The 21,426-nt window shown below is 42.9% G+C and carries 23 protein-coding genes; all 23 read right to left on the bottom strand.

Translation table 11 applies throughout. The features are described from left to right. Positions 1 to 112: 112 nt before the first annotated feature. The 23 genes from ACZ5GY_RS03115 to ACZ5GY_RS03005 all read right to left on the bottom strand — a co-directional run bounded on the left by ACZ5GY_RS03115 (position 113) and on the right by ACZ5GY_RS03005 (position 21,425). Complete coding sequence (locus ACZ5GY_RS03115) at positions 113 to 2,647, bottom strand: motility associated factor glycosyltransferase family protein (protein ID WP_464111981.1); 2,535 nt, start codon at positions 2,645 to 2,647, stop codon at positions 113 to 115. Beyond that, positions 2,647 to 2,901: a carbon storage regulator CsrA gene (gene csrA / locus ACZ5GY_RS03110; RefSeq protein WP_213690591.1), complete on the bottom strand. Its 255-nt coding sequence runs from the start codon at positions 2,899 to 2,901 to the stop codon at positions 2,647 to 2,649. Before csrA ends, ACZ5GY_RS03115 begins: the two co-directional genes overlap by 1 nt. Continuing rightward, a complete protein-coding gene (fliW, locus tag ACZ5GY_RS03105; RefSeq protein WP_307880078.1) occupies positions 2,901 to 3,374 on the bottom strand; it encodes a flagellar assembly protein FliW in 474 nt (157 codons plus the stop codon). Before fliW ends, csrA begins: the two co-directional genes overlap by 1 nt. Before the next feature lie 29 nt (positions 3,375 to 3,403). After that, complete coding sequence (flgL, locus tag ACZ5GY_RS03100) at positions 3,404 to 6,100, bottom strand: flagellar hook-associated protein FlgL (RefSeq protein WP_213696095.1); 2,697 nt, start codon at positions 6,098 to 6,100, stop codon at positions 3,404 to 3,406. 11 nt (positions 6,101 to 6,111) lie between these two features. Continuing rightward, the gene (flgK, locus tag ACZ5GY_RS03095) at positions 6,112 to 8,598 is read right to left on the bottom strand and encodes a flagellar hook-associated protein FlgK (RefSeq protein WP_323401993.1); all 2,487 of its coding nucleotides are present in this window, start codon (positions 8,596 to 8,598) and stop codon (positions 6,112 to 6,114) included. A 12-nt stretch (positions 8,599 to 8,610) separates the two neighbouring features. Further along, complete coding sequence (gene flgN / locus ACZ5GY_RS03090) at positions 8,611 to 9,057, bottom strand: flagellar export chaperone FlgN (RefSeq protein ID WP_213690595.1); 447 nt, start codon at positions 9,055 to 9,057, stop codon at positions 8,611 to 8,613. A 4-nt stretch (positions 9,058 to 9,061) separates the two neighbouring features. Next, a complete protein-coding gene (flgM, locus tag ACZ5GY_RS03085; RefSeq protein ID WP_213690596.1) occupies positions 9,062 to 9,346 on the bottom strand; it encodes a flagellar biosynthesis anti-sigma factor FlgM in 285 nt (94 codons plus the stop codon). A 59-nt stretch (positions 9,347 to 9,405) separates the two neighbouring features. Further along, positions 9,406 to 10,053 (bottom strand): ComF family protein, encoded by a 648-nt coding sequence (locus tag ACZ5GY_RS03080; protein ID WP_213690597.1) that lies wholly within the window; start codon positions 10,051 to 10,053, stop codon positions 9,406 to 9,408. Beyond that, positions 10,040 to 10,465, bottom strand: coding sequence for a GNAT family N-acetyltransferase (locus ACZ5GY_RS03075; RefSeq protein WP_213690598.1), 426 nt, complete (start codon positions 10,463 to 10,465; stop codon positions 10,040 to 10,042). Before ACZ5GY_RS03075 ends, ACZ5GY_RS03080 begins: the two co-directional genes overlap by 14 nt. Further along, the gene (locus tag ACZ5GY_RS03070) at positions 10,455 to 10,670 is read right to left on the bottom strand and encodes an alcohol dehydrogenase (protein ID WP_213690599.1); all 216 of its coding nucleotides are present in this window, start codon (positions 10,668 to 10,670) and stop codon (positions 10,455 to 10,457) included. Before ACZ5GY_RS03070 ends, ACZ5GY_RS03075 begins: the two co-directional genes overlap by 11 nt. Before the next feature lie 37 nt (positions 10,671 to 10,707). Continuing rightward, the gene (locus ACZ5GY_RS03065; RefSeq protein ID WP_464111980.1) at positions 10,708 to 11,838 is read right to left on the bottom strand and encodes a DUF3084 domain-containing protein; all 1,131 of its coding nucleotides are present in this window, start codon (positions 11,836 to 11,838) and stop codon (positions 10,708 to 10,710) included. 114 nt (positions 11,839 to 11,952) lie between these two features. Then, positions 11,953 to 12,420: a YkgJ family cysteine cluster protein gene (locus ACZ5GY_RS03060; RefSeq protein ID WP_464111979.1), complete on the bottom strand. Its 468-nt coding sequence runs from the start codon at positions 12,418 to 12,420 to the stop codon at positions 11,953 to 11,955. Continuing rightward, complete coding sequence (locus tag ACZ5GY_RS03055; RefSeq protein ID WP_307879486.1) at positions 12,386 to 12,709, bottom strand: hypothetical protein; 324 nt, start codon at positions 12,707 to 12,709, stop codon at positions 12,386 to 12,388. Before ACZ5GY_RS03055 ends, ACZ5GY_RS03060 begins: the two co-directional genes overlap by 35 nt. Positions 12,710 to 12,721: 12 nt before the next feature. Next, a complete protein-coding gene (locus ACZ5GY_RS03050) occupies positions 12,722 to 13,852 on the bottom strand; it encodes a flagellar basal body P-ring protein FlgI (RefSeq protein ID WP_213690601.1) in 1,131 nt (376 codons plus the stop codon). A gap of 14 nt (positions 13,853 to 13,866) precedes the next feature. Beyond that, the gene (locus ACZ5GY_RS03045) at positions 13,867 to 14,451 is read right to left on the bottom strand and encodes a flagellar basal body L-ring protein FlgH (RefSeq protein WP_213690602.1); all 585 of its coding nucleotides are present in this window, start codon (positions 14,449 to 14,451) and stop codon (positions 13,867 to 13,869) included. Next, the gene (gene flgA, locus ACZ5GY_RS03040; RefSeq protein WP_213690603.1) at positions 14,448 to 15,389 is read right to left on the bottom strand and encodes a flagellar basal body P-ring formation chaperone FlgA; all 942 of its coding nucleotides are present in this window, start codon (positions 15,387 to 15,389) and stop codon (positions 14,448 to 14,450) included. The genes ACZ5GY_RS03045 and flgA overlap by 4 nt, the downstream gene beginning before the upstream one ends. A gap of 12 nt (positions 15,390 to 15,401) precedes the next feature. Continuing rightward, entirely contained in the window at positions 15,402 to 16,190 is a 789-nt protein-coding gene (gene flgG, locus ACZ5GY_RS03035; RefSeq protein WP_213690604.1) for a flagellar basal-body rod protein FlgG, read from the bottom strand. Between the two features lie 18 nt (positions 16,191 to 16,208). Further along, positions 16,209 to 17,018, bottom strand: coding sequence for a flagellar basal-body rod protein FlgF (flgF, locus tag ACZ5GY_RS03030; RefSeq protein ID WP_213696101.1), 810 nt, complete (start codon positions 17,016 to 17,018; stop codon positions 16,209 to 16,211). 12 nt (positions 17,019 to 17,030) lie between these two features. Next, a complete protein-coding gene (gene mreB, locus ACZ5GY_RS03025; RefSeq protein WP_307879487.1) occupies positions 17,031 to 18,080 on the bottom strand; it encodes a rod shape-determining protein in 1,050 nt (349 codons plus the stop codon). 57 nt (positions 18,081 to 18,137) lie between these two features. Continuing rightward, entirely contained in the window at positions 18,138 to 18,953 is an 816-nt protein-coding gene (gene truA, locus ACZ5GY_RS03020) for a tRNA pseudouridine(38-40) synthase TruA (RefSeq protein ID WP_213690607.1), read from the bottom strand. Next, positions 18,953 to 19,765 (bottom strand): energy-coupling factor transporter transmembrane component T family protein, encoded by an 813-nt coding sequence (locus ACZ5GY_RS03015; RefSeq protein ID WP_213690608.1) that lies wholly within the window; start codon positions 19,763 to 19,765, stop codon positions 18,953 to 18,955. Before ACZ5GY_RS03015 ends, truA begins: the two co-directional genes overlap by 1 nt. Next, on the bottom strand, positions 19,762 to 20,607 hold the full coding sequence (locus ACZ5GY_RS03010; RefSeq protein ID WP_213690609.1) for an ATP-binding cassette domain-containing protein: 846 nt from the start codon (positions 20,605 to 20,607) through the stop codon (positions 19,762 to 19,764). The genes ACZ5GY_RS03015 and ACZ5GY_RS03010 overlap by 4 nt, the downstream gene beginning before the upstream one ends. Then, positions 20,592 to 21,425, bottom strand: a complete 834-nt coding sequence (locus ACZ5GY_RS03005; RefSeq protein ID WP_213690610.1) for an energy-coupling factor transporter ATPase — start codon at positions 21,423 to 21,425, stop codon at positions 20,592 to 20,594. Before ACZ5GY_RS03005 ends, ACZ5GY_RS03010 begins: the two co-directional genes overlap by 16 nt. Position 21,426 lies beyond the last annotated feature (1 nt).

Genomic DNA, 21,426 nt, shown 5'->3' with positions numbered 1-21,426 from the left:
ATTATTTCCTCCTCCTTGAGGTTAATTGTTGATTCTTCCTTGAAAAACGAATCATCTTACTACAAAAACATTACACCTCTGGGGAATTCACCTCCTTTTCTAAAACTCATATTTATATATCGACAACTTTCTCTGCTTTCTTAAGAGAAATATTCCAACAAAGTAATATTTTTTGTTCAACTTTTTCTTGTTCTTCTTTTGATACATTCATCATAATACGTTCTGCCGTCCAAGCTGCCCAGTTTCCTCCTGCCGTTTTCTTGAACCAATCATGAAAAGAATCATTAGGCAGCGAATTCAAAAGAGAGAGAAAAGAGTCATTATAAGATATATCCCCCTCCCAAAAATAAGCTTCACCGTCAAGAAGAGTTGCAAGCAAGGATGGGAAGAGGGAAGAAATCTGTTGCCCCTGTCGACTCTTTCTAATATGAACTGCAAAACTACGCAAAAGAGAGGGGAGTAACTGAACTAATTTCATAGCACCATCTAGTCCTTTTTCTGAAACATCATAAGCCTCGTGACGAACAGCAAAGATAAGACGTGCCATTTCAATATAGCCATCAAGTTCCCCATCAATAAAATTCTTCCAGGCAACACACCACTCTCCGAAAAAACCTGTATATTCTGAAGCAACCCAATCTGTAAAGAGACGCAAATCTTTATCGAGGCCAGCTAGGTACCCAACTAACAAGAGTTGGGCAATTAAAGAAGAACGTTCTTCTTTTGAAGATGTTTCAATCCATGGATTCCACCACTCGTTGTTTCCTTGTATTATTTCTTGCCAAATAGCATAGGGAGAAATAGTTTGAGCATCTTCTTGGGGTAGAACTAATTTCACCCATAAGTAACGAATTTTTTCGAGATACGTTAAAACAGACGCTACATCCTCGTAAACGGAAGTCCAAAAAGAGATAAAATCTTTATGCTTCCACTTCTCTGGAAAAGACTGATTCCAAAATTGGCCAGACTCAGAAAAGGTCATTATAGAGTGAAGCCCTATAGAAAATTTTCGCGCATCATACCACAAAAGCTTCCACTTTTGAAAAAGGTTGACAGAGGTAACACATATATTTTTTAGCGATAATATCTGCCCTTGCGCGCATATATTATGAATTTCGTCTAAAACGCAGGTACAGTTTTTCTGCAAACTTTCTATTTCTTGAACAATCCTCTTTGCCCTGTTGCTATCAACGCCGCTTTCAAAGATTTGCTCCTCACTCTTTTCATGAGGCACTAACCCTAGATGCTTTTCTCTCCAATTTTCAACACAACTAGCAAAAGGGACATGATTTGCTCCTTCAATCCATGCTCCACCTTCAGTACAGTTATAAATAGGTGTTTGCGTTGAAGCTATGCAACGTTCAAAATAAATAAGGAATGAGTACCAATGATCGTTAGTCTCTACAGTTGTTCTTTTATCCCAACTCCGCACCGTGGCAAAACCTTTTTGTCCATAGGGATTTTGCCCGAAAGAAGAGGCGTGGGTCTGTCCATTGGGGCCATAGGCCAAATCTTGCCCTATAAAAACAATTTCACTAGGCTGTAAAGCTTGAGCAAAATGAAAACATAGGTGGCTTACACACAATCCACTCTGAATATCCGGCATTTCCATTATCTTGGCCAGGTAAGGACCAAGAGCATCGCAATTAGTAAGTGAAACTGGCCCCGGCCACGTTGAGACAACAACTGGATGGACTTTTGTTCCAGCCACAAAAACAGTATGGGAAGCCTCATGTTTATATTCTTCTATAATAGGCTTCATCCGTTCATAGATTATTCGAGACGAATCGAGGGCAACAACTACATGAGGAGTAATTCCTTCCTTAAATAACCCCTCAGCTATTACATCATTGGCAATAATAACAGCATAATCCTGGGCTTTTTTAAGTAAGGGCAACTGTTTATCTAAAGATGGTCCTGCTGAGGCAATGATAATGGGCTTTTCTTTCCACATTTTTTGTAAAGAAGAAAGAGGAAACATCCCTTTTTTATGCACTAAACAGCCATTTACAATATTATGTGCCATCTCACTATATGCACGATCAGCATCTATAAGCTGCGAATGCATCTCTCCACTTAAAGCAGTTCTAAACTCACTTATGATCTGACGTATTTCTTGAACACTTTCTTCTCCATCTTTAGTTCTGTGAATAAAAACACAGGGGGCCTCATTCAACAATCCCCTATGCTTTTCAAATACTTGTCGCCACTGGGTTTCACGGTCGGTAGATGTTGTACCCACAACCCATGAAATTCCAGGACTGGCTAACAATCCTTCCATTTCATGGATATGCATGCTCCAATATAAAAGAGCCGGGTCTGTCTCAACAATCACAGCCCGGTTCATACGTTCTTGACTCATCGTTCTAGCAAAACTATACCCCAGGCCAAAACCAATGTACAGGTTAATATCTTCTTTGCGGCCTCCGTCCATTTCAATGAAAGTTTTTTTGCGATATTCTCTAAAATGCAATCGCCCGTCACTCTTGCGAAGTTCGACAACATTATCATCAAAACTCATTGTAAATGTTCCGTATTTTTCAGCTTCCGCATAGGATTTTAACAACTCGGCAGCTTGAGGATTACTTTTTTGCAAAGCATCTAAGTTTTTCTGCCATAAATCAAAATTCGGCGTTAATAGTCGCATTAATCAACATCCTCTTTATCCTTATGAAGAGTTTGGCGAAGAATATCTTCCGCTTCTTTAGCCAATGCAGTAGGAGCAACAGCTCGTTTGTTTTCTTGAGCCGTTTCAAGCCACAACTCTTTTCTCCAAACGCGCACATCTCTCGGGGCTTCTATTCCAATACGAACCACATCCCCGCGCACTTCAAGAATAGATATTTCTATATTTTCGCCAATAACGATAGCTTCTCCTGCTTTTCTGCTTAAGACAAGCATTACTTTTCTCCTCCTGCCGCCTTTTTCTTCATCATTTCTCTAACACTTTGAGGCAGCACTGGAGTCCTCATAAGATACTCTTCATTTTGTGAAATAATTTGCTTGGCTAACCGTTTCTCGTGGTTAACCACAACAGGAGCTCTGAGATTCGCTGTCATCTCCCAAGGAGCAGAAGGAGGAATCGTAACAATAACCATCACTGTTATTTTTGAAAAATCCCCTTCTATATCGGTCAAATCTTCTGGAGCTAATTGAAGATTATAGTTTTGCACCACCAGTTGTGGAGAAATAACTGGTAACGCCGTATCTACATCGGTCACACTTTGTAACCATTTGATGGGATTTTCGTCATCACCGGCAATAACCCATTCCTTATAGGTCTCAAAACCAGGAATCCCCTTCGGGAAGCTGATTACAGCCTCAGTTTCAATTTGCAACTCTCCAAAACGGCTTGTTTCAAGAATGCGGCTCATCACTCAGTCACCTCCGCTTTCCATACTAATTATCGTAAAAAGTCTACTAGAGTAGGTTGTATGATCTGCGCCATCATGGCAAGACTTGCCTGATAGATGGCTTCAGTCATTTTATGTTGTGTATAGGCTTCCGCTAAATCAACATCCGACACTTTGCTATAAAGCTCCGTAAGATTTAAATTGTTCTGTTGAAGTCGACTTTGGTTTGAAGTGTACCTTTTTTGTACGGCACCCTCTCGAGTTCGACAACGAAGTAAATTATCGGTAAAATCGTCGATTTTACCTAACATTATAGAGTTGATACCTTCTCTATCTTGCTGACGAACAGCATTTGCCAAATTTTCAATTACTCCAAAGAAGTCTGTTTTCTGTTGATTTGCCCCCGTACGAACAGTTATTTTTTGAGAATAGGCGCCTATCCCACCACGATTCTCCGTTTGGGCTGAAGTAGCCCCCAGCAAGGCAGTTGCATCGTCTCCCGATTGCGTGGCTTCTATTGAAAACCCTTGTGGAGACCAAAGTACAAGGCACTGATCTGCCCCATCTTTTACTAACTCGGCCTTAACTCCCTGCTCTTGAAAACGACTATTAATCGTATGAACAAGGTCTTCGATAGTAACAGGATTTCCTGCTTCAGACGGGGATATGGCAGAAAGATCTATTGTGTGTTCCATTCCATTAATAGAGATAGAGAACGTTCCATTAGCAGGAGGTGTCCACCCAGACACATCAACCGTTCCCTTAATAGCATTATCCATATTCATTATGTCACTCGCTACTGTCCCCTGCACATCGTAAACTGTCAATGGAGAACCATCTTTAGCTACTAGTCCAAATTGAATCTGACTTCCACTCTCTCCAGGGCGAGGATCATAGTAAGAGACATCTATCCAATCCCCTGCCGCTTCTCGTATCCGCCTAGCCACATCTTCAGGGGTGCTTCCAGCATCTATGGTAATGTCTACTGTCTTGCCCAATGTAGCGATGCGCAATGTTCCTCCAGCAGTTATCATATCGTCTGTCGCACCACTTCCTCCTGTAAGACCTGTCTGCACTCCCATCTGGAGGGCAAGACCTCCAGAAAAAGCAGCAAAAGAAGGATCGGAGAAGTTCATATCGCGAAGAACGACAGGCTCTCCAGTTTTCGAGAATAAAGCCCCATATTGTGTAGACGAATCAAGAATATCCATACCTAAAACATCGTCACCAACCTGGTCTACAATCTGCTCAAGTACTTTTAAACTATCAACACTATTTCCCCCTGAAGCTGAACGGACATCTTCAAGATAAATTTTTACAGTGTAATCTTTATCGCCAACTGAGACCTTCATAAGGGCAGGTAAATTTGGATCCAGAGTTGTTGCTGTGGAAAAAGAAACTGACGCTCCTGGCTCCGTTGTCATCGCCGTTGACAATCCCCATTGAGCAGCATATTGAGCGCTACTTGTTCCCGCTTTATCGTAAATAACTAACGGTTCATTGTCTTTAGGGCGCAAAAGCAACTTCTTGGTAGCGACCTCGCCGTCAAGAGTTGAAGACGTTTCAGCACTATCTGTCTGAACAACAACTTCTAACCAATCTCCGGCTACCTGACGTATGCGTTCTGCCAACTCATCAACTGTAAGCGAAGCAGAGGCTTCAATTTGCAAATCAGCTTTGTTATCTCCGCTTTGTAGCCGCCAATGTAAAGCTCCTCCACTAAGAGAAAGAGTATCTGATGAAAACTCTACACTTTGCAATGTCGTTTCCATACCTAAAAGAGAGACCAGCCCTGCATGGCTATGATCTGTTTCAGTAGTATCGGTCTCGGGCCAACTTGTCACTTGAATAGGCTCACCGGTATGGCTTACAAATTCAAGATGCTGAACCTGACTTGCAGAATCTGTTACAGTACGAACTGTAACTAGCTTACTAATGTCTCCCATATCTTTGCTTGTATTGATAATGTCAGCTATCTGGTCTAATGTGTACCCCTTCAATTCTCCCTGATCTCGAAATCCATTTTCATCAGTTGGCTGATCGATACCAGGCAACTGATCATCAGACCATCGCTCTGGGATGCGCACCTTTGCGACACGATCTCCAACCTTTATCTGTATAATTTCGGATCGGCCTTCCCACCTGAAATCCATAGGCAAAGCACGACTCTGAATAGAGTAATCCCTTCCACTTTGAGGAAAAATTTCCCGCCCATGGAAAGAGACCTGACCAACTACACCTCGCTCTACCTCAAACTCTACATGTTCTGTATTTCCAGTGTAGATAACTCGTCCCAAATCATCTCTCTTAAAGGGGGGGACAGAGGTATTTAAACCCGCCAGCAAATACCGACCTTCCACGGAGTAATTTGCTGTATTTATAAGTTCTTCCTGAAGTTGCACCATCTCTTCTGCTATTGCATCCATTTCAGTCTGGCTGAGGGCACCGTCACCAGCATAAACAGCAAGTTCACGAATACGATGAACAATATCGGTCATCTGGTTCATTGATGTATCTGTATTGGAAAGCCATGTTACGGCGTCATCAAGGTTACGACGATATTGGGTATTCTCTGTTATAGACGTGCTCAAACCAAGCTCCCGTGTCACATCGATGGGGTTATCTGACGGTCGGCTATGTTTTTTTCCTGTAGTAAGCTGATGGCTCTGTTCAAGCATTCGAGCTAAATTTTTATGCAAATCAGAAAGTAACGTCTGATGCATCATCGAGTTCGTTACACGCGTCATACTGATTCCCCCTATCGGCCTACGACACCCATACCATTAATGATACGATCAAGCATTTCATCCACTGTAGTAATATATCGCGCCATAGCATTAAAGGCTTGTTGAAACTTTATAATATCCATCACTTCTTCATCTATATTTACGCCCATAGTTGCCTGCCGCTGTGTGTCTATCTGTTCTGTTAAATGACGCTGGTTCGTCGCCATAGTCTTGGCCTGTAATCCCTTTGATCCCAAACTGGCAAGGAAAGAGAGGTAATATTCGTTTACATCAGCAGCACCATTCTGAAGCACTTTCGCCTGTTTCAACTGAGCAAGAGCCAAAGCATTACTACCGTCTCCTTCTCCTCTTGAAGCACCTTTGCCATCTCCCCTAGCCGCGGCAATAAGGCTGGGGTCTTTATCCAAATCCATATTGAAAGAGAAGTGCGCTGATGCTCCATATTTACCAGAGATAGGTTCAAAAAAGGCAATTCCAGTTGTCATGCTCGAATCACCCATGCCATGACCTGCATAATGACGAGCATTCATTTCCGTAACGAGACCATAGACAACCTCGTCGAGTTGATCTTTGAAACTTAAAATCATGTCATCTCTGGCTTCCATGGTTCCTAAAATAGAACCACCTTTTACATGATGCTTTATGGTTATTTCAGCTCTTCCAAGCCCTCTCAATTCAAAACGAAGGCCTGACGAAATTTCCTCATTGACAGTTGCAGAATAGTCAGCTTGCCGAGGAACTCGTCTCGCTTCTTTCATCTCATTCATTGAAGAAAGATATGTTTTTCCGTCAAAAGAAAAAGCTGCATCTTGGGAGGTTTCTAACCAACTTGTTGCATTATCATCACCTAAAAAGCCAAGACGTCGAGCCACATTGAGGGAGCCGTTCTCATCTCCCATTACGTTAATCCGCGACGCTTCACCTAGTACATTGCTTTCCAACGTGAGGAAATATGTTCCGGTTACTTCATCTTTTTCTATAGCCGCATGAAGCCACTCCTCAGGAGCGCTAACACCATCTTCTTCTCCGAAAGCCCCATTAATTTTGTTTCGGATAGTTTCAAGAGTATCTTCCTCAGTAACTTCTATTGATACTGTTTTACCAGACGAAGTAAGTCCTAAATTTGAAGCAATTCCGCCCTTTATATCAGTTATTGAAAGAAGATGATCATCCATAGAACGGATGGTCATTTGGTTTCCGTCTAAAGAGGCAGTAACCTGCATTGAAGAAAGACTTGTATTGAGAAAGCTATTAAGATCACTTAATGACAATTCTCCACTGAGAGACTGCGCTGTATTTGTTCCATCAGAGAGATCCCATCTTCCGTCAGTTGCATTCCACGTAATTGAAATAATTTGTTCCTCAGAACCTGCTCCAACCCGAAAGGAGTATGTGTCCCCATCTTGTCCAGAAGATAGAACTGTCTGAGACGGCATTATTTTCGATTTTGACAGCGTCCCTTGCGTGCCAACGCTCAGAGTAAAAGCTCCTCGGATATTCAATGCTTCTGTCGGTGATTGAGGACGAAGGCGAGGAGTAAAAGAAGAATCTCCTCCACCAACTTTCCACGATGTTTCAGAAGCTAAACGATCAACCTGGAGGGAATGAACACCTTCTGGAGCGTTTTGTCCCGGCATGAGATAGAGGACATCAGTATTATCAACTATATTGAAAAGGTTATCTTCCACCTGCACATCATGGAATCCCTCGTTGCCAGGTACAGGAACAGCTACAAGATGTCTTGTTTTATCCCCCTGCACCAATAGTTTCCCATCAAGGTAAATTTTGAAGTCGCCATCATCCATATCAGATGGCAATGAAACATTTATATTAATTAATTCGCTTAATTTTTCCGTCAAAAGATCGCGCTGATCAAGAAGATCGTTTGGATTTCCTCCAACTCCCTGAATCTCGGCAATCGTCGTATTTAAAGCTCCAATCTGATCTATATAATCATTTGCCTGCTGCACTTTCAAAAGAAGGTCGTTATCAAGAGCTACACGGTACTCTCCATAGTTTCTTACAAGCTGATCCATATATACAGTAAGATTCTGCGCACTACTTACTAGAGCCTCCCGAACAGAAGCCTCGTCAGGTCGTTTCTGTAGCTCTTGTAATTTAGACCAGTAATCATCAAGGGCAACTTTAAAACCTTCACCAGCCGGTTCATTAACATAAAGCTCTATCGTATTCAAGGCCTTTTCCATCGTCTCCCAATATCCCTGAACAGACGATTCCTCTCTAAACTGAAGATCTAAGAATTCATCTCTGAGACGGCGGATAGCATCAATTTTGACTCCTGTCCCAATTTGCCCGGGAACGTTGGGTCGAGAAAGGCCGGGATTTGTAAATGGATCTGTTGAAGAAGCATCTACTCTCTGACGAGAATAGCCCTCTACATCAGCATTAGATATGTTATGTCCCGCAGTTTCCATAGACCTTCGAAAATAATCCATTGCACGACGACCCATTTCGAGGCCAAAAAAACTATTAAACATAAAGGAACCCCCTTATCCGCATACGTCAAGACCATTTTTAGAGGAAGTCAGCCCCTCCAAACGCCGCCACTCAGCTATAGTTATCTCGCTTAACGTCTGACTTTCTTCTACCAACCGAGCAAGAATTGCCATCTCTGCCTGTAATTTGCCAACAATCCTCAGCAAACCATCTGCCGCCTGTCGTAATTCCCTAGCAACATCTGGCTGCATATTCTGACAAAAATCAGCAATAGTAGATGGACAATGATAGAAAGACGAAATACGCCCAGATATTCTCTGACGTTCTCGTTCTAAAGTCTCTGCCTGAAAGGCGTAATTCTGCTGATCTTTCATTAACTGTTGCAATAATTCGAGGCGCCCTTCCTTGAGCGCCTCTCTCTGCTGCACTACAACACCATGCATTTTCTGCAGAACATCAGTTTGCTGCAGAAGAATTTTCGAAAGTTCAAGGCCATCCATCAATTTATTCCTCTTTGTCGAGTAATCCTGCCCTAATAAGACACTCTGCGACCTTGTTCATATCGGGCCGATATTGTCCGTCCTGTATCTGTTTTTTAAAGTCTTCGACTTTATCAAGCCGAACATCCGGAATCTTCTTGAGTTCAACTCGCGCTTTTGCCAACTCTTTAGCAAAAGAGCTAAACTCAACTCCGTCAGTCTCCTCTGATGCCGAACGGCCCGAATGTTTTTTGCCGTTGACCTTCCCTACAGGGCTAGGGCCATAAATGCCATGAATCTTATCGATCATAATGATCACCCCGTTCTACCCTTTCTTGTATCTATTATCGGAATACTTTCAAAGTAGCTTTAGCGCAAATAACGAAGAGAAGTTGACCACGTTATAGCTGTCTCTACATGTATCGCATATTTTCTCAAAGTAGATGCCGCTCTTCGAAGAGTGGTGCCAGTAGTAGAAACATCATCAACCAAGATTACAGAGTAAACTGGCTTGTTTTGTCCGCAAAAATGAAAAACATCATCTTGCATTGTGCGTCTTTCCATTGAGGAGTGAGAAGTTTGTGTGGTTTTGTCTTTTTTCCATTTGAGCATATTAAAGACTGGGATGTTCCACTCTTGAGATATGCCCTGTGCAATGAGCTCAGCTTGATTCCATGGCCGTTTACTTTGTCTGTGAAGAGGAATAGGGACAAGAGCATCTCCTATCGCCTGAGAGATGCTTCTGGCCAAAGCTCGCCCCATAATATGCCCCAACTCTCCCCAGCCTTCATATTTCAATCTTAAAACTAATTCTCGACATATATCTTGGTGATACGCACCTGATAGAAGAGTCAAATCACCATCTATTTTTCTTTCTACTGGATGAGAAAGAAGAGATTCCAGACAAGAAAGACACCCGATAGAAGCAATTCGACCACATACGGGACATTCAACAGGCCATATGATCTGCTTTATCCATTTTGCCCAAATGAAACAAAAATATTTAGGAATATTCAATGGGACGTCGTAAAAGCATTAAGGCTCCCTCATTTCGCTCAAAACCATATTGAGCCAAGAAAGGTTCAAGTTCGCTCGTATACGTCAAAATAAGGGGGATAGACCGTATAGCCGGATGAGAAAGGGCGTAATCGATGAGAGCAGACCCAATCCCTTTGCCTTGAAAATCGGGATGAACCATTATGTCCCATAAAGATCCCCTAAATACAAAATCTGTCAGAATTCTGCAAAAAGCTATCAGTTTTTCACCGTGACGAACAGAAAAGCACATAGTGGTTCCTTCAAGCATGCGAGCTATATCCTCAAGGGAACGGCTTCGTCCCCAACGAGTAAAGCGATAAAGATCTCTTAATTCTGCCGGCGTCACAGCCTTTTTACTATCGTAAAATGCATATTCCAGTTTAGCTTTCATGTACACTTACCGCTTTCTGAAACGCCAATCCATGAACTATTTTACGCAAATCCGATTTGCGAGCATCAGCAGATATTTGAAGTTGGACAACTTGACCTGCTCCGCACTTTGGACAAATCCACATAGCACGGGCAACTCCATCTACATCTGGGGTCCCTGCTAAGACTTTAGTTTCGCCACATATTTGACACGCTACTATGAGCATCAATACTCCTCCTGTATTTCCTTATAAAGAGGTACGATTAAAGTGTCGTGATATGGAATTTTATTCGCACCGGTCCTTCTGTGTATATATCATCTAATGTTATAACCGTAACATCTACAGCTTTTTCCACTTTTTGCAGTTCTTCAACAGCATCGAAAAAATCAGTTGCATCCATTGCCCCAACCTTGCCACTTGCGGCATCTGGCATAATTCCCTCGGCAACAGCCCTTCTATTTACCTCTGCTAATAAGCTATGCAAGAAAGATTCTGCATCTCCACTATTAGGAACCCACGTCCGCTGAGCTACAACTTCACCATTTTCATAGACTAAGCGGCTGTCATAAACTTCGTACCGCACCCGAACGTCTTCACCCAGTAATATGTTTGCATCGGCAATAATTCGAACAAACTTACGAGCAGGAGCATTTATACATTCGTCCATCTTCTTTTTCTCTGTTTCAGGATCGACACCTAAAACAATTTCTTCAGCCGGTTTTCCTGTACGCAAAGACAAAACCATTTCCGCACGATGATGAAGTTCTTCAAAAGCAGATTCAACATCCTCTTTAGAACTTTTTCTCTCTATAACCTGCTGACCTAAAAGCTCGCCGGCAAAGACTGCTATCCTTCCACTTCGAACCTGCACTAATCCTTCACGAAGTCGGTCAGCTTCCTGACGAAGTGAGCTTATTTCCTGGTCTAATTTGAATTTTTCCTTCTCTAATGCTGCTTTTTCACTTTTTACCGAAGCTAATTCTTCCTGAGCTTTTTCAACCTTAGGTTGTACGGACGCAAGTTTTTGTTGAATCTCTTTGAGTTTTGTCTCTTGGGATTCAAGCTTTGTCTGACTCTCCACTAAACGAATAGACATAAGTTGAGATTCTTCTCGACTTTCTTGCAACTCGGACGTTAAATTAACAATTTGGCTTTGCAGAAATTTCATGGAAAAAAGGGCAGTTCGTACGTTCTCTGACACGACAGACATGGTGAGCAGAATTCCTATAGAAATAACAACACCGGTGAGAGCAGTAATAATTTGACTCGTATGGCGCGGCCGTAACCCAAAAAGTGAAATCCGTTTTTTACCGATGCGCATGCCAATACGATCTCCCAAGTAGGCCAAGATCGCACTCACAATTAGGAGTGTAATAATAAGTTTCCAATTCATATCAGACCATATTTGGGCCTGCACTCTTCTGCCCCCATTCATAAAATAGTATTCATGTACAGAATAACACGAAATGAGGGCAGTCACAAAGGACTCCCCTCATTTTCAGCAAAATTACAGAGTAGGAATAACAGACGGAAATTTATTCAAGTATGCCTCTATTTCTATAGCGGTGTAGAAGCGTCCTTCATTCATTCCTGGGCAAAGCAAGGCCGCTTTTCTCCAACTTTCTGGCGTAGCTAAAACTGAAGGCCAAAAGGGAAAGAGAGAACACTGCGCTGGGCGAACAGGGTAAATAGTACATCGAGCCCGTTCTGAATTGTAAAAGACACATTCACCAGCTTGTTTTTCTTTAAGGCTCGGAGGCCCCCATCGCCTTGTTTCATAATAAACCCGGAAAACAGACAAGGAGATGTTAAGCCACTCGGCAATCTTCTTCTCTTCTTCTTCAGAAACCCAAACAGCGCCTGGTTCTCCCCTACAACAGCGCCCACACCCCAAACATGTAAAGGAAAGTCCCTCTCGCCACCAAGCGCTCTCTATACTTTTAAGCTGATTCATTGTCTGACGAATTCGTATCAAGAGAGGCTGAAAGCTGATCGTAAAGAACTCTCCACAAACCAACACCGTTCTGTTTAGTTAATGCTTCCGCCGACATTTCGACAGAAAGATCTTCTAAAGGGCCGAAAGTTCTTTTTTGCTTTTTTCCTGCAACTTCTTCTGCGTCATGAAGCATATTTTTCCATAATTGTCCTAAGAGTATGCCTTCGAATTGACGGCATGCTTCTTCAAGCTGTTTCTTTTGTTCTGTTCTATGCCCTGTTTCTTGCAGCAAAGAAATAGATTGCATTGTTGTATCTATTTTATTCATGAAAGACTCCTTTTACATGACAACAAGTTCCCCGTGAAGGGCACCTGCTTCTTTTACAGCCTGCAAAATTGAGATAATATCTCTTGGTGTCGCTCCTACAGAATTCAATGAATTCACAAGATCACTAACAGTCGCCGTAGCACCCAAAGAGATGAGGCTTCCAGCCTGTTCCTCCGCCGCTATTTCTGTTCGTGGCTGAACAGCTGTTCTTCCTGTAGCAAAAGGCTCTGGCTGAACAACTTCAGGTTTTTCTGTCACACGTACTGTAAGATTTCCATGTGCCACAGCCACTGTACTGATTTTAACATCTCCGCCCATAACGACTGTACCCGTTCTTTCGTTGACAACAACGCGCGCCACCATGTCTGGTTCAACAGTCAACCTTTCAATATTTGCAATGAACGAACTCGGAGAAGAGGAGAATTGGGGAGGGATAACAATCTGAATCATCCCCGCGTCTATAGGAGAAGCGATCCCTCCAAAGCGGGAGTTTATAGCCAGAGCAACACGTTCGGCCGTTGTAAAATCAGGATCTTTCAGAAGAAGACTAATTGTTCCATTGGCAGAAAAGTTCATAGGAACATCACGCTCAACAAGGGCTCCGTTAGGAACCCTGCCCACAGTAACAACATTTTTTGACATTCTGGCCGCTCCACCTTCTGCAGAAAACCCTCCAACAAGAACTGGCCCTTGCGCAACAGCATAAACCCTTCCATCTGCACCTTTGAGAGGCACCTGAAGGAGCGTACCACCTTGAAGACTCTTCGCGTCGCCCATAGTGCTTACAGTAACATCTATTTGCTGCCCTGGCCGAGCAAAGGGAGGAAGTTCACAGGTAACTGTAACAGAGGCTACATTTTTACTTTTAACCAAACCTTCGTCAACTGTAAGCCCGAACTGACTCATGAGGTTACGAACCATTTGCAAAGACATTTTTGCCTTATCTCCAGTTCCTTGTAACCCCATAACCAGACCAACACCTACGAGCTGGTTCGAACGAATACCCTGTATATCTGCCAAATCTTTAATACGTACTGCAGGATGAACACCGGCATGGAGGGTGTTTGGCCCCATGGGAAGCAACAAAACCAAGACTAATATGCCCGCAAAAATTCTTTTCAACCACTTACTATTGTCTTTCATATATCTCTGTCTCCTTAGAAAATAGCCTGTAGTATCTGTGTGAGTATACCTGGTTTCTGAACTCTGGATAAAGCTCCTCTACCTTCAACACCTATCTCCGCATTAGCGACCTTATCGCTACCGATAGTGTTGTTGCTCTCTACGTCTTGAGGTCGAATAACACCTCGTATATGCAGCTTTAATTTTTCCTCGTGGGTAACAACATCCCTGGCCCCTTCTATAACAAGATTCCCATTGGGGAGAACTTCTGTTACGAGGCAGGTTATTGTTGTTTTGGCAGTATGCGTTCTCTCTGTGGAGCTGTCACCCTTAGTTGAGGATTTAGAAGAAAAGCCCAAGGCTTTGATAAAATTCAAAACGCCTACTCCATCTGAAACAGAATTATTATTATCTTTGCTTACATCAGTTTTTGCTTCATCCTTTGTAGTTGTTTTTTCGGCAACAACAACCGAAACAATATCCCCTATTTGGCTAGGACGTTGGTCCGCAATCCAATTTGTTGAATCACTCCAAAGAGACTGAGCTAAAAGAGGAACTCTCCAACCAGAAAATATAAAAACAAAAACACTTAAAACTATGAGTGTACGTTTTACGTTCATTCAGAATCGACCTCCACTTTACCAGGGCCTACAACACGTCCTGTTACTACAGTTCTACTTCTGTTATTCCGAACTCGAACTCTGTCACCCAGTACACCTTCATCTAAGGCTTCACCGGAAACTTCCACAATAAGCGTACCCATTCGAGAAATAATCGTCACTTCGTCTCCTCTATAAATTATCGGCTTTGTTTCAAGAAAATTGAAAGAGATCACATCTCCGTAACGACCATCTCTTTTTAAAGCAAGGCCAACTACAGATTCGACACGACTGGGTAACTCTCCTGATTGAGAAAGCTGTACCCTTCGAAGAATAACGTCATTTTCAGTAATCACGTGCCCCCTATCACACTCTCTTTGTAATACAACAGCAGGCTGATACCAAGAAATGCGCACAGGAATCGACCGAATACCACCATTGCTACGAAACTTCAAAGTGGTTGAGCCCACTCCAGGAGAGAGCGTTCCCGGGGAGATATAATCTTCTGACGGTTGGGGAACAGCCTCAGAGAGAGGTTTCACTTCAACAGCCCACGTCCAGCCTGAAATACTCCGAACGATACTTTGAAGTCTGGTTTCTTGCCTGAGCTCCACGTGTTTGGGCATTAACAGAGAGAGACGAATGCCTCCTACTCCGTTTTTTACAAGGATTTTTACTATATCATCTTGTGTCAGATATGAACCTTCCATAGGTACAGCGATCTTCCTGACATAGTTTACAATATTTTCTGGACCGTTAATTACAGATATCTGCTCAAGATATAGAGGAGATTTCTGATATGAAATATGAGCAGGAAATTCAAGAGAAAGCAGAGTTGAGGCAACCGCCGACGTAGAATACATGCCACAAGAAAAAACTGCTACAAACAACAAAAGGGTAAAAATAAAAAAAAGGCGGGCACACCAACGCTCCCGCCTTTCAAAAAGTCTCTCTGTCATCACAACCCCAACCTACCGTCGAAGACTATTAGCAATCCTCAATAGTTCGTCCGCTGTCTGAATGCTCTTGGAGTTAGCTTCATATGCACGCTGTGCAACGATAAGATTTACCATTTCTTCTACAACTTGAACATTCGACATTTCAAGAATTCCTTGATGGAGAGTCCCCAGTCCATCTTCTCCTGGAATTCCCTCTATGGCTTCACCACTAGCAGGAGTCTCTTCGAAAAGATTCCGCCCCATGGCACGAAGTCCTGCAGGGTTAACAAAACGGGCAATCTCTATTTGACCAATTTCATCGGCTTCCTGATTTCCTACGGTTTTAACAGAAACACGGCCCATATTATCTATTATTATTTCAGTAGCATCATCGGGTATCGTAATAGCAGGTTCAAGAAGAAAACCATCCGCTGTAACAATTTGTCCTTCTCCATCTACTTTCCATGAGCCATCTCGTGTATAAGCAATCTCACCATTTGGGCGAATAACCTGAAAGAAGCCATCTCCTTCTATAGTGATATCCAAAGGGTTATTCGTTACCTGAAGGTTCCCTTCCGAAAAAGTTCGAGACGTACCTACAACTTTTGTTCCTAAACCTACCTGAATTCCTGTTGGAACAGTCGTTCCAGTCTCAACAGGAGCGCCAGGTTCTCTGTCTATTTGATAAAGCAAATCCTGAAAATCAGCACGCATCTTTTTATATCCCGACGTGTTGACATTTGCCAAGTTATTTGACGTAACATCTAAATTTGTCTGTTGGGCCACCATTCCTGTTGCAGCAGACCATAAAGATCGAATCATCTCGTATCCCTCCTGGAATTAAACCGCTCTGCCAAAGGTAGAAATTAATCTTCCTGTCGTCTCATCATGGGCTGTAACTGCTCGAGATGCACTTTCATAGGCTCTGTGAGCTTCTATCATACGTACCATTTCTTCCACGACATTCACATTCGACATTTCAAGAGCACCAGACCTTACCTGTACTTCGTCCACATTTATAGGAGTACCTGAATCTGCTGTTTCTGAAAGAAGAGATTTTCCTTCCTGCTTTAAAAGTGTCGCCTTATCAAAAGTAACGACCTGCAAGGTATCAACCACTTCTCCGTCAACAATAAGCTGACCTGAATCGTCGAATTCGATAATAGAAGCTTCTCCTACCTCCAGAGGGCCTCCCTGACCCAACACAGACATTCCATCATGAGTAATAACACGACCGTCAGCGCCAATCTGGAATTGGCCTGATCTCGTATAAAAAACATTTCCATTATTATCCTGTACAGAAAAAAAGCCATCTCCCTGTAAAGCAACATCAAAGGGATTTTCTGTAATCCTCAGAGAGCCTTCGCTCTTTTTCATAGCAGTTTCAGATAGAACATTCGCAAGTGGAATATCCCCAATGGGAACACGTCCTCTGAAAATAACGCCTTCTGGCGGGACTACTTCCATTCTGCCTTCCCCGGGATCAAGTTTTTCCAAGCGATCCATTAACACCTCGGGGAAAGCCTTATTGACAGCAATTCTACCTCTAAAGCCAGCAGTATTAACGTTTGCCAGGTTATTTGCAACAACATCACCCATCCGCTCTTGTACAAGCATGGCTGACGCTGCACTATAGAGTCCTCGATGCACGGGGCAATCCTCCTACCGTATTTTCTTTCGTCCTTTCCGAGAGGAGGTCATCAATATGCCGCTTCGCCCTGTCGCTTTCAATTTATCTATCTCTGCAAGAGCTTTGCCTGTCCCTAAAGCTACACTCTCCATAGGGTCATCTGCGCAAAAACAATTTATGCCCGTCTGTTGAGTAATAAGCTCAGGAAGTCCACGTAACAGCGATCCTCCACCAGTAAGAACGATTCCTCTATCTATAATATCGGCAGAAAGTTCCGGCGGCGTTAGCTCTAAAACATTTCTAACTCCATCAATTAGAGCTTGAATCATTTCTCCTATAGCCTGACTCACAGCAGCACTGCTGATTTCTATCTGACGAGGCAAGCCCTGTACCAAATCACGTCCCTTAAGAGTCATGGTCATCTCTTCCTCTTCCTGCCCGCAAGTTCCGATCATGATCTTAAGATTTTCAGCTGTCTGCTCTCCAATTGCCAAACTATAATGCTTTCTTAGATAACGCATAATGGCTTCGTCAAATTTATCTCCACCAATACGCAACGATTTCGAAACGACAATGCCTCCCAGAGAAATAACAGCGATATCACTTGTACCACCACCGATATCGACAATCATTTTGCCTCTGGGTTCTTCAACGTTCAGGTTCGCTCCAATAGCGGCAGCCATAGGTTCCTCTATCAGAAAAGCTTCACTGGCTCCAACTTCAACTGCTGCCTCAAGAACGGCTCGACGTTCTACGTCTGTCGCTCCGGAAGGAACGCATATCATAACCCTATTTCTAAAGAAACGACGAAAGCCTTTATTTACTCGCTTCATGAAATACTGAAGCATGGCTTCTGTCATGGTGTAATCTGCTATCACTCCATCACGGAGAGGCCGTACGGAAATAACGTTTCCAGGGGTACGCCCCACCATATTTTTGGCCTCATATCCCACTGCAAGAATTTTGCCGTTTTCAAGATCTATTGCTACAACAGACGGCTCTCGCAGAACTATTCCCTTGTTCTTTACGTAAATAAGCACTGTAGCTGTTCCCAAGTCTATGCCGATATCGCTTCCAAACACGAAAGTAGCCTCCTTATCTAAAAACATTCCCACTCTCAGAAAATATTATATGTGTTTCTACGCAAAATCAGAAGGGACGAATGTTTCCTTTACTCTTTCTTTCGATATTTCAGGAATGGGTAAAAAGTGGTGAACATCATAGCCAACCCTCCAAAAATAAAGCCCGTGAGCTGGAGCTGTCATTCCTGCATGAGTGCGATTCTTGTTATCATCGAGAAGTTCTTTGATCCATTCAGCACTTTTTTTCTCTTTTCCCACAAGATCCAGACTTCCTACTATCGAACGCACCATATTCATGAGAAAAGCATTACCGCGAATAGTAAGCACAGATAGATGTTCCCTATTTCTATATTTTAGAGAAAGAATAGATCGAACAGTATTGTCAGGACATTCTTTGATAGGGCAAAATGCCTTAAAATCATGTGTTCCTCTTAAATAAAGACACGCTTTTTCTACTGCCGATTTATTCCAATACCAGCGATTCCACCAAGCTCTTTGAGAAAGACAAGGCGGGAACGCCGGACCATGCCATATATAATATCGGTATTCTCTCCATAAAGCACAAAAGCGAGCACTAAAATTATTATCAACCAAAAAAACACGCATAACACGAACAGTCTCAGGTAGATAGAAATTAATGGCCAATACAAGTTTATGCAGATCCCAAAGAGTCGTTAATGAAAAAGAAATAACCTGCCCTTTCCCGTGAACTCCAGCATCGGTTCTTCCTGCTGCTGTTACAGTAACAACATTACCACATACGCTTTGCAAAGCCTTCTCTATATCCTCTTGAACACTTGCTGCCTGTGTTTGTTTTTGCCAACCGGAAAAGGCCACTCCATCATAAGAGATAACAGCAGCATACGTATGCATTACGCAATCACCATATGATCTACATAGATAAGAAGTGATAAGGTTACAAGCAATAAAAACAGTGCTACAGTGTCAGAACCACGCCAGTGCAAGGGTTTAAGACGTGTTCGACCATTACCTCCTCTATAACAGCGAGCTTCCATAGCCGTTGCCAAATCTTCCGCTCGTTGAAACACAATAACAAAAAGAGGCACAAGAACCGGTAGCATGGCTCGCAACCGCTGCCAAATATTTCCTTTATCAAGATTTGCCCCTCTCGCAAGTTGCGCTTTCATAATGCGATCTGTTTCATCTAAAAGCGTAGGTATAAATCGAAGGGCAATAGTCATCATCATAGCTAATTCATGAGCTGGAAAACCCAAAGGGGCTAAGGGGGAAAAGAGTTTTTCCAATCCGTCTGCCAACTCCATAGGGCTTGTCGTCAACGTAAGAAAACAAGCGAAAAGTACAAGAAACAATAACCGCAACCCCATATATATCCCCATACGGATTCCTTCTTGTGTAACAGTGACAAAACCCCATTGGAATACAGGTGTGCCTTTGGTGAAAAAGATGTGTATTAACGCAGTAAAAATAACAAGTATCATCACTGGTCGTACAGAACGAAGTACGAGGGAAAAGGGTAATTTCGAAAACAAAGTAATTGCCAATAGCAAAAGTCCCCATACTCCAAAAGCAAGGGGATGTTTCACGAGAAATATACCGGTGAGAAGAAATATTGTTCCTAATATTTTGCATCGTGGATCAAGAGCATGAACAACAGAATTCGCAGGAACATACTGCCCAAAGGTTAGATGGTTCATAAATTTCATAACGCATTCACCTTCTTCTGTATGGCTTTAAAAAGTCGTTTATGCTCCCACGTTAAAGGAACCGACCAATTTTTTTGATTAAGTGTAACTGCTAACTCCAACACTTGAGGCAAACAAAGTCCCCGCACTGGACGTTGGCTCAACTCTTCTACTATTCTCTTGGGAGGGCCTTGTACCACTTCACGACCCCCTTCAAGCACTAAGATAGAATCGCTGGCCATTAGAGCTATTTCCAAATCATGAGTAACAAAAACTATTCCACGACCCTTATCTTTTTGAGCCAATAGAAGACGAACAAGCTCTTTACGCCCTGTAGCATCAAGACCCGCTGTCGGTTCATCAAGAACTACATAGGCAGGATCTGCAGCTAAAACTGATGCGAGAGCTATACGGCGTTTTTCTCCTCCCGAAAGTTGGAAAGGATTGCGATCAAGAAAATCAAGAGAGAGTCCCACTTCCAAGAGAGAACGCTCCACTACACCTTGTAATTCATCTTCTGGAACACCCCAATTTCGCGGAGCAAAGGCTACTTCTTCAAATACTGTTTCTGCAAAAAGTTGTTGCTCGGGATACTGAAAAACTAACCCCACAAGATGCCTGATTTTACGCAGATCAGAACTCCCGGAACGAGCAACCATATTCTCAACAACAACTTCTCCCTTTTCTGGAACAATCAGAGCATTAAGATGTTGCGCCAGTGTGGACTTACCACTTCCGGTATGACCAACTATGGAAAGCCACTGACCTTTCTCTGTTTGTAGACTTATATCCTTCAAAGCCACTGTTTCTAGAGGTGTGGAAGGATGATAAATATGAGTGAGATTTTTTATAATAATTGACATAAGGCTTTTTGTACTCCATATACTGTTGCAGGCGTTCCTTCTGGAATAAGCTGCTCTGCAACCAACATTTGCCATAACTCAACAAAGGGAGGCGTTTCAAGTCCCCATTCATCAAGTTTTTGAGTGAGGCTGAAGAGTTCCGTTATGGCTCCATTCCATCGTACAGTACCGTCTTTCAAAACAAAAGCCCTGTCACAAAAGACGGTTTCTTCAAGGCGATGGGTAATATAAATTATTGTTCTTCCCTGCTCATGAAGATTTTTCAATATGTCAAGTAAATCACGACGTCCTTGAGGGTCAAGCATTGCTGTCGGTTCATCAAGAACTAAACAAGGTGGATCAAGAGCTAAAGCTCCAGCTACAGCCAACCGTTGTTTCTCTCCACCGGAAAGGGAATATGTAGGATTTTGAGCTTTATGGGATAAACCGGTAACAGAAAGGGCCCAATCTACCCTGCGACGAATTTCTTCTGGGGGAAGTCCCATATTCTCAGGGCCGAAAGCCGTGTCATCTTCTACAACTGTTCCCACAATCTGATTGTCAGGATTTTGGAACACCATAGCAACATGGCTTCTTATATCCCATAGCTTTGTTTCGTCTCTCGTATCCATACCATAAACAAAACAAGCGCCCTGCGATGGTAGCAGCAGGGCGTTCAAATGTTTGGCCAGCGTCGATTTTCCCGAACCATTGCTGCCGAGTAGAGCCAGCCACTCCCCTTCCCGGACCTCTAAACAGACACGATCCAGTGCAGAACTATTCGCTTCAGGGTAGGAAAAAACTACATCCTGAAGCGAACAGACTATTTTTGGGGCCATT

Source organism: Aminobacterium thunnarium (genome assembly GCF_055390565.1).
This window is presented reverse-complemented; position numbering and strand designations above follow the sequence as displayed.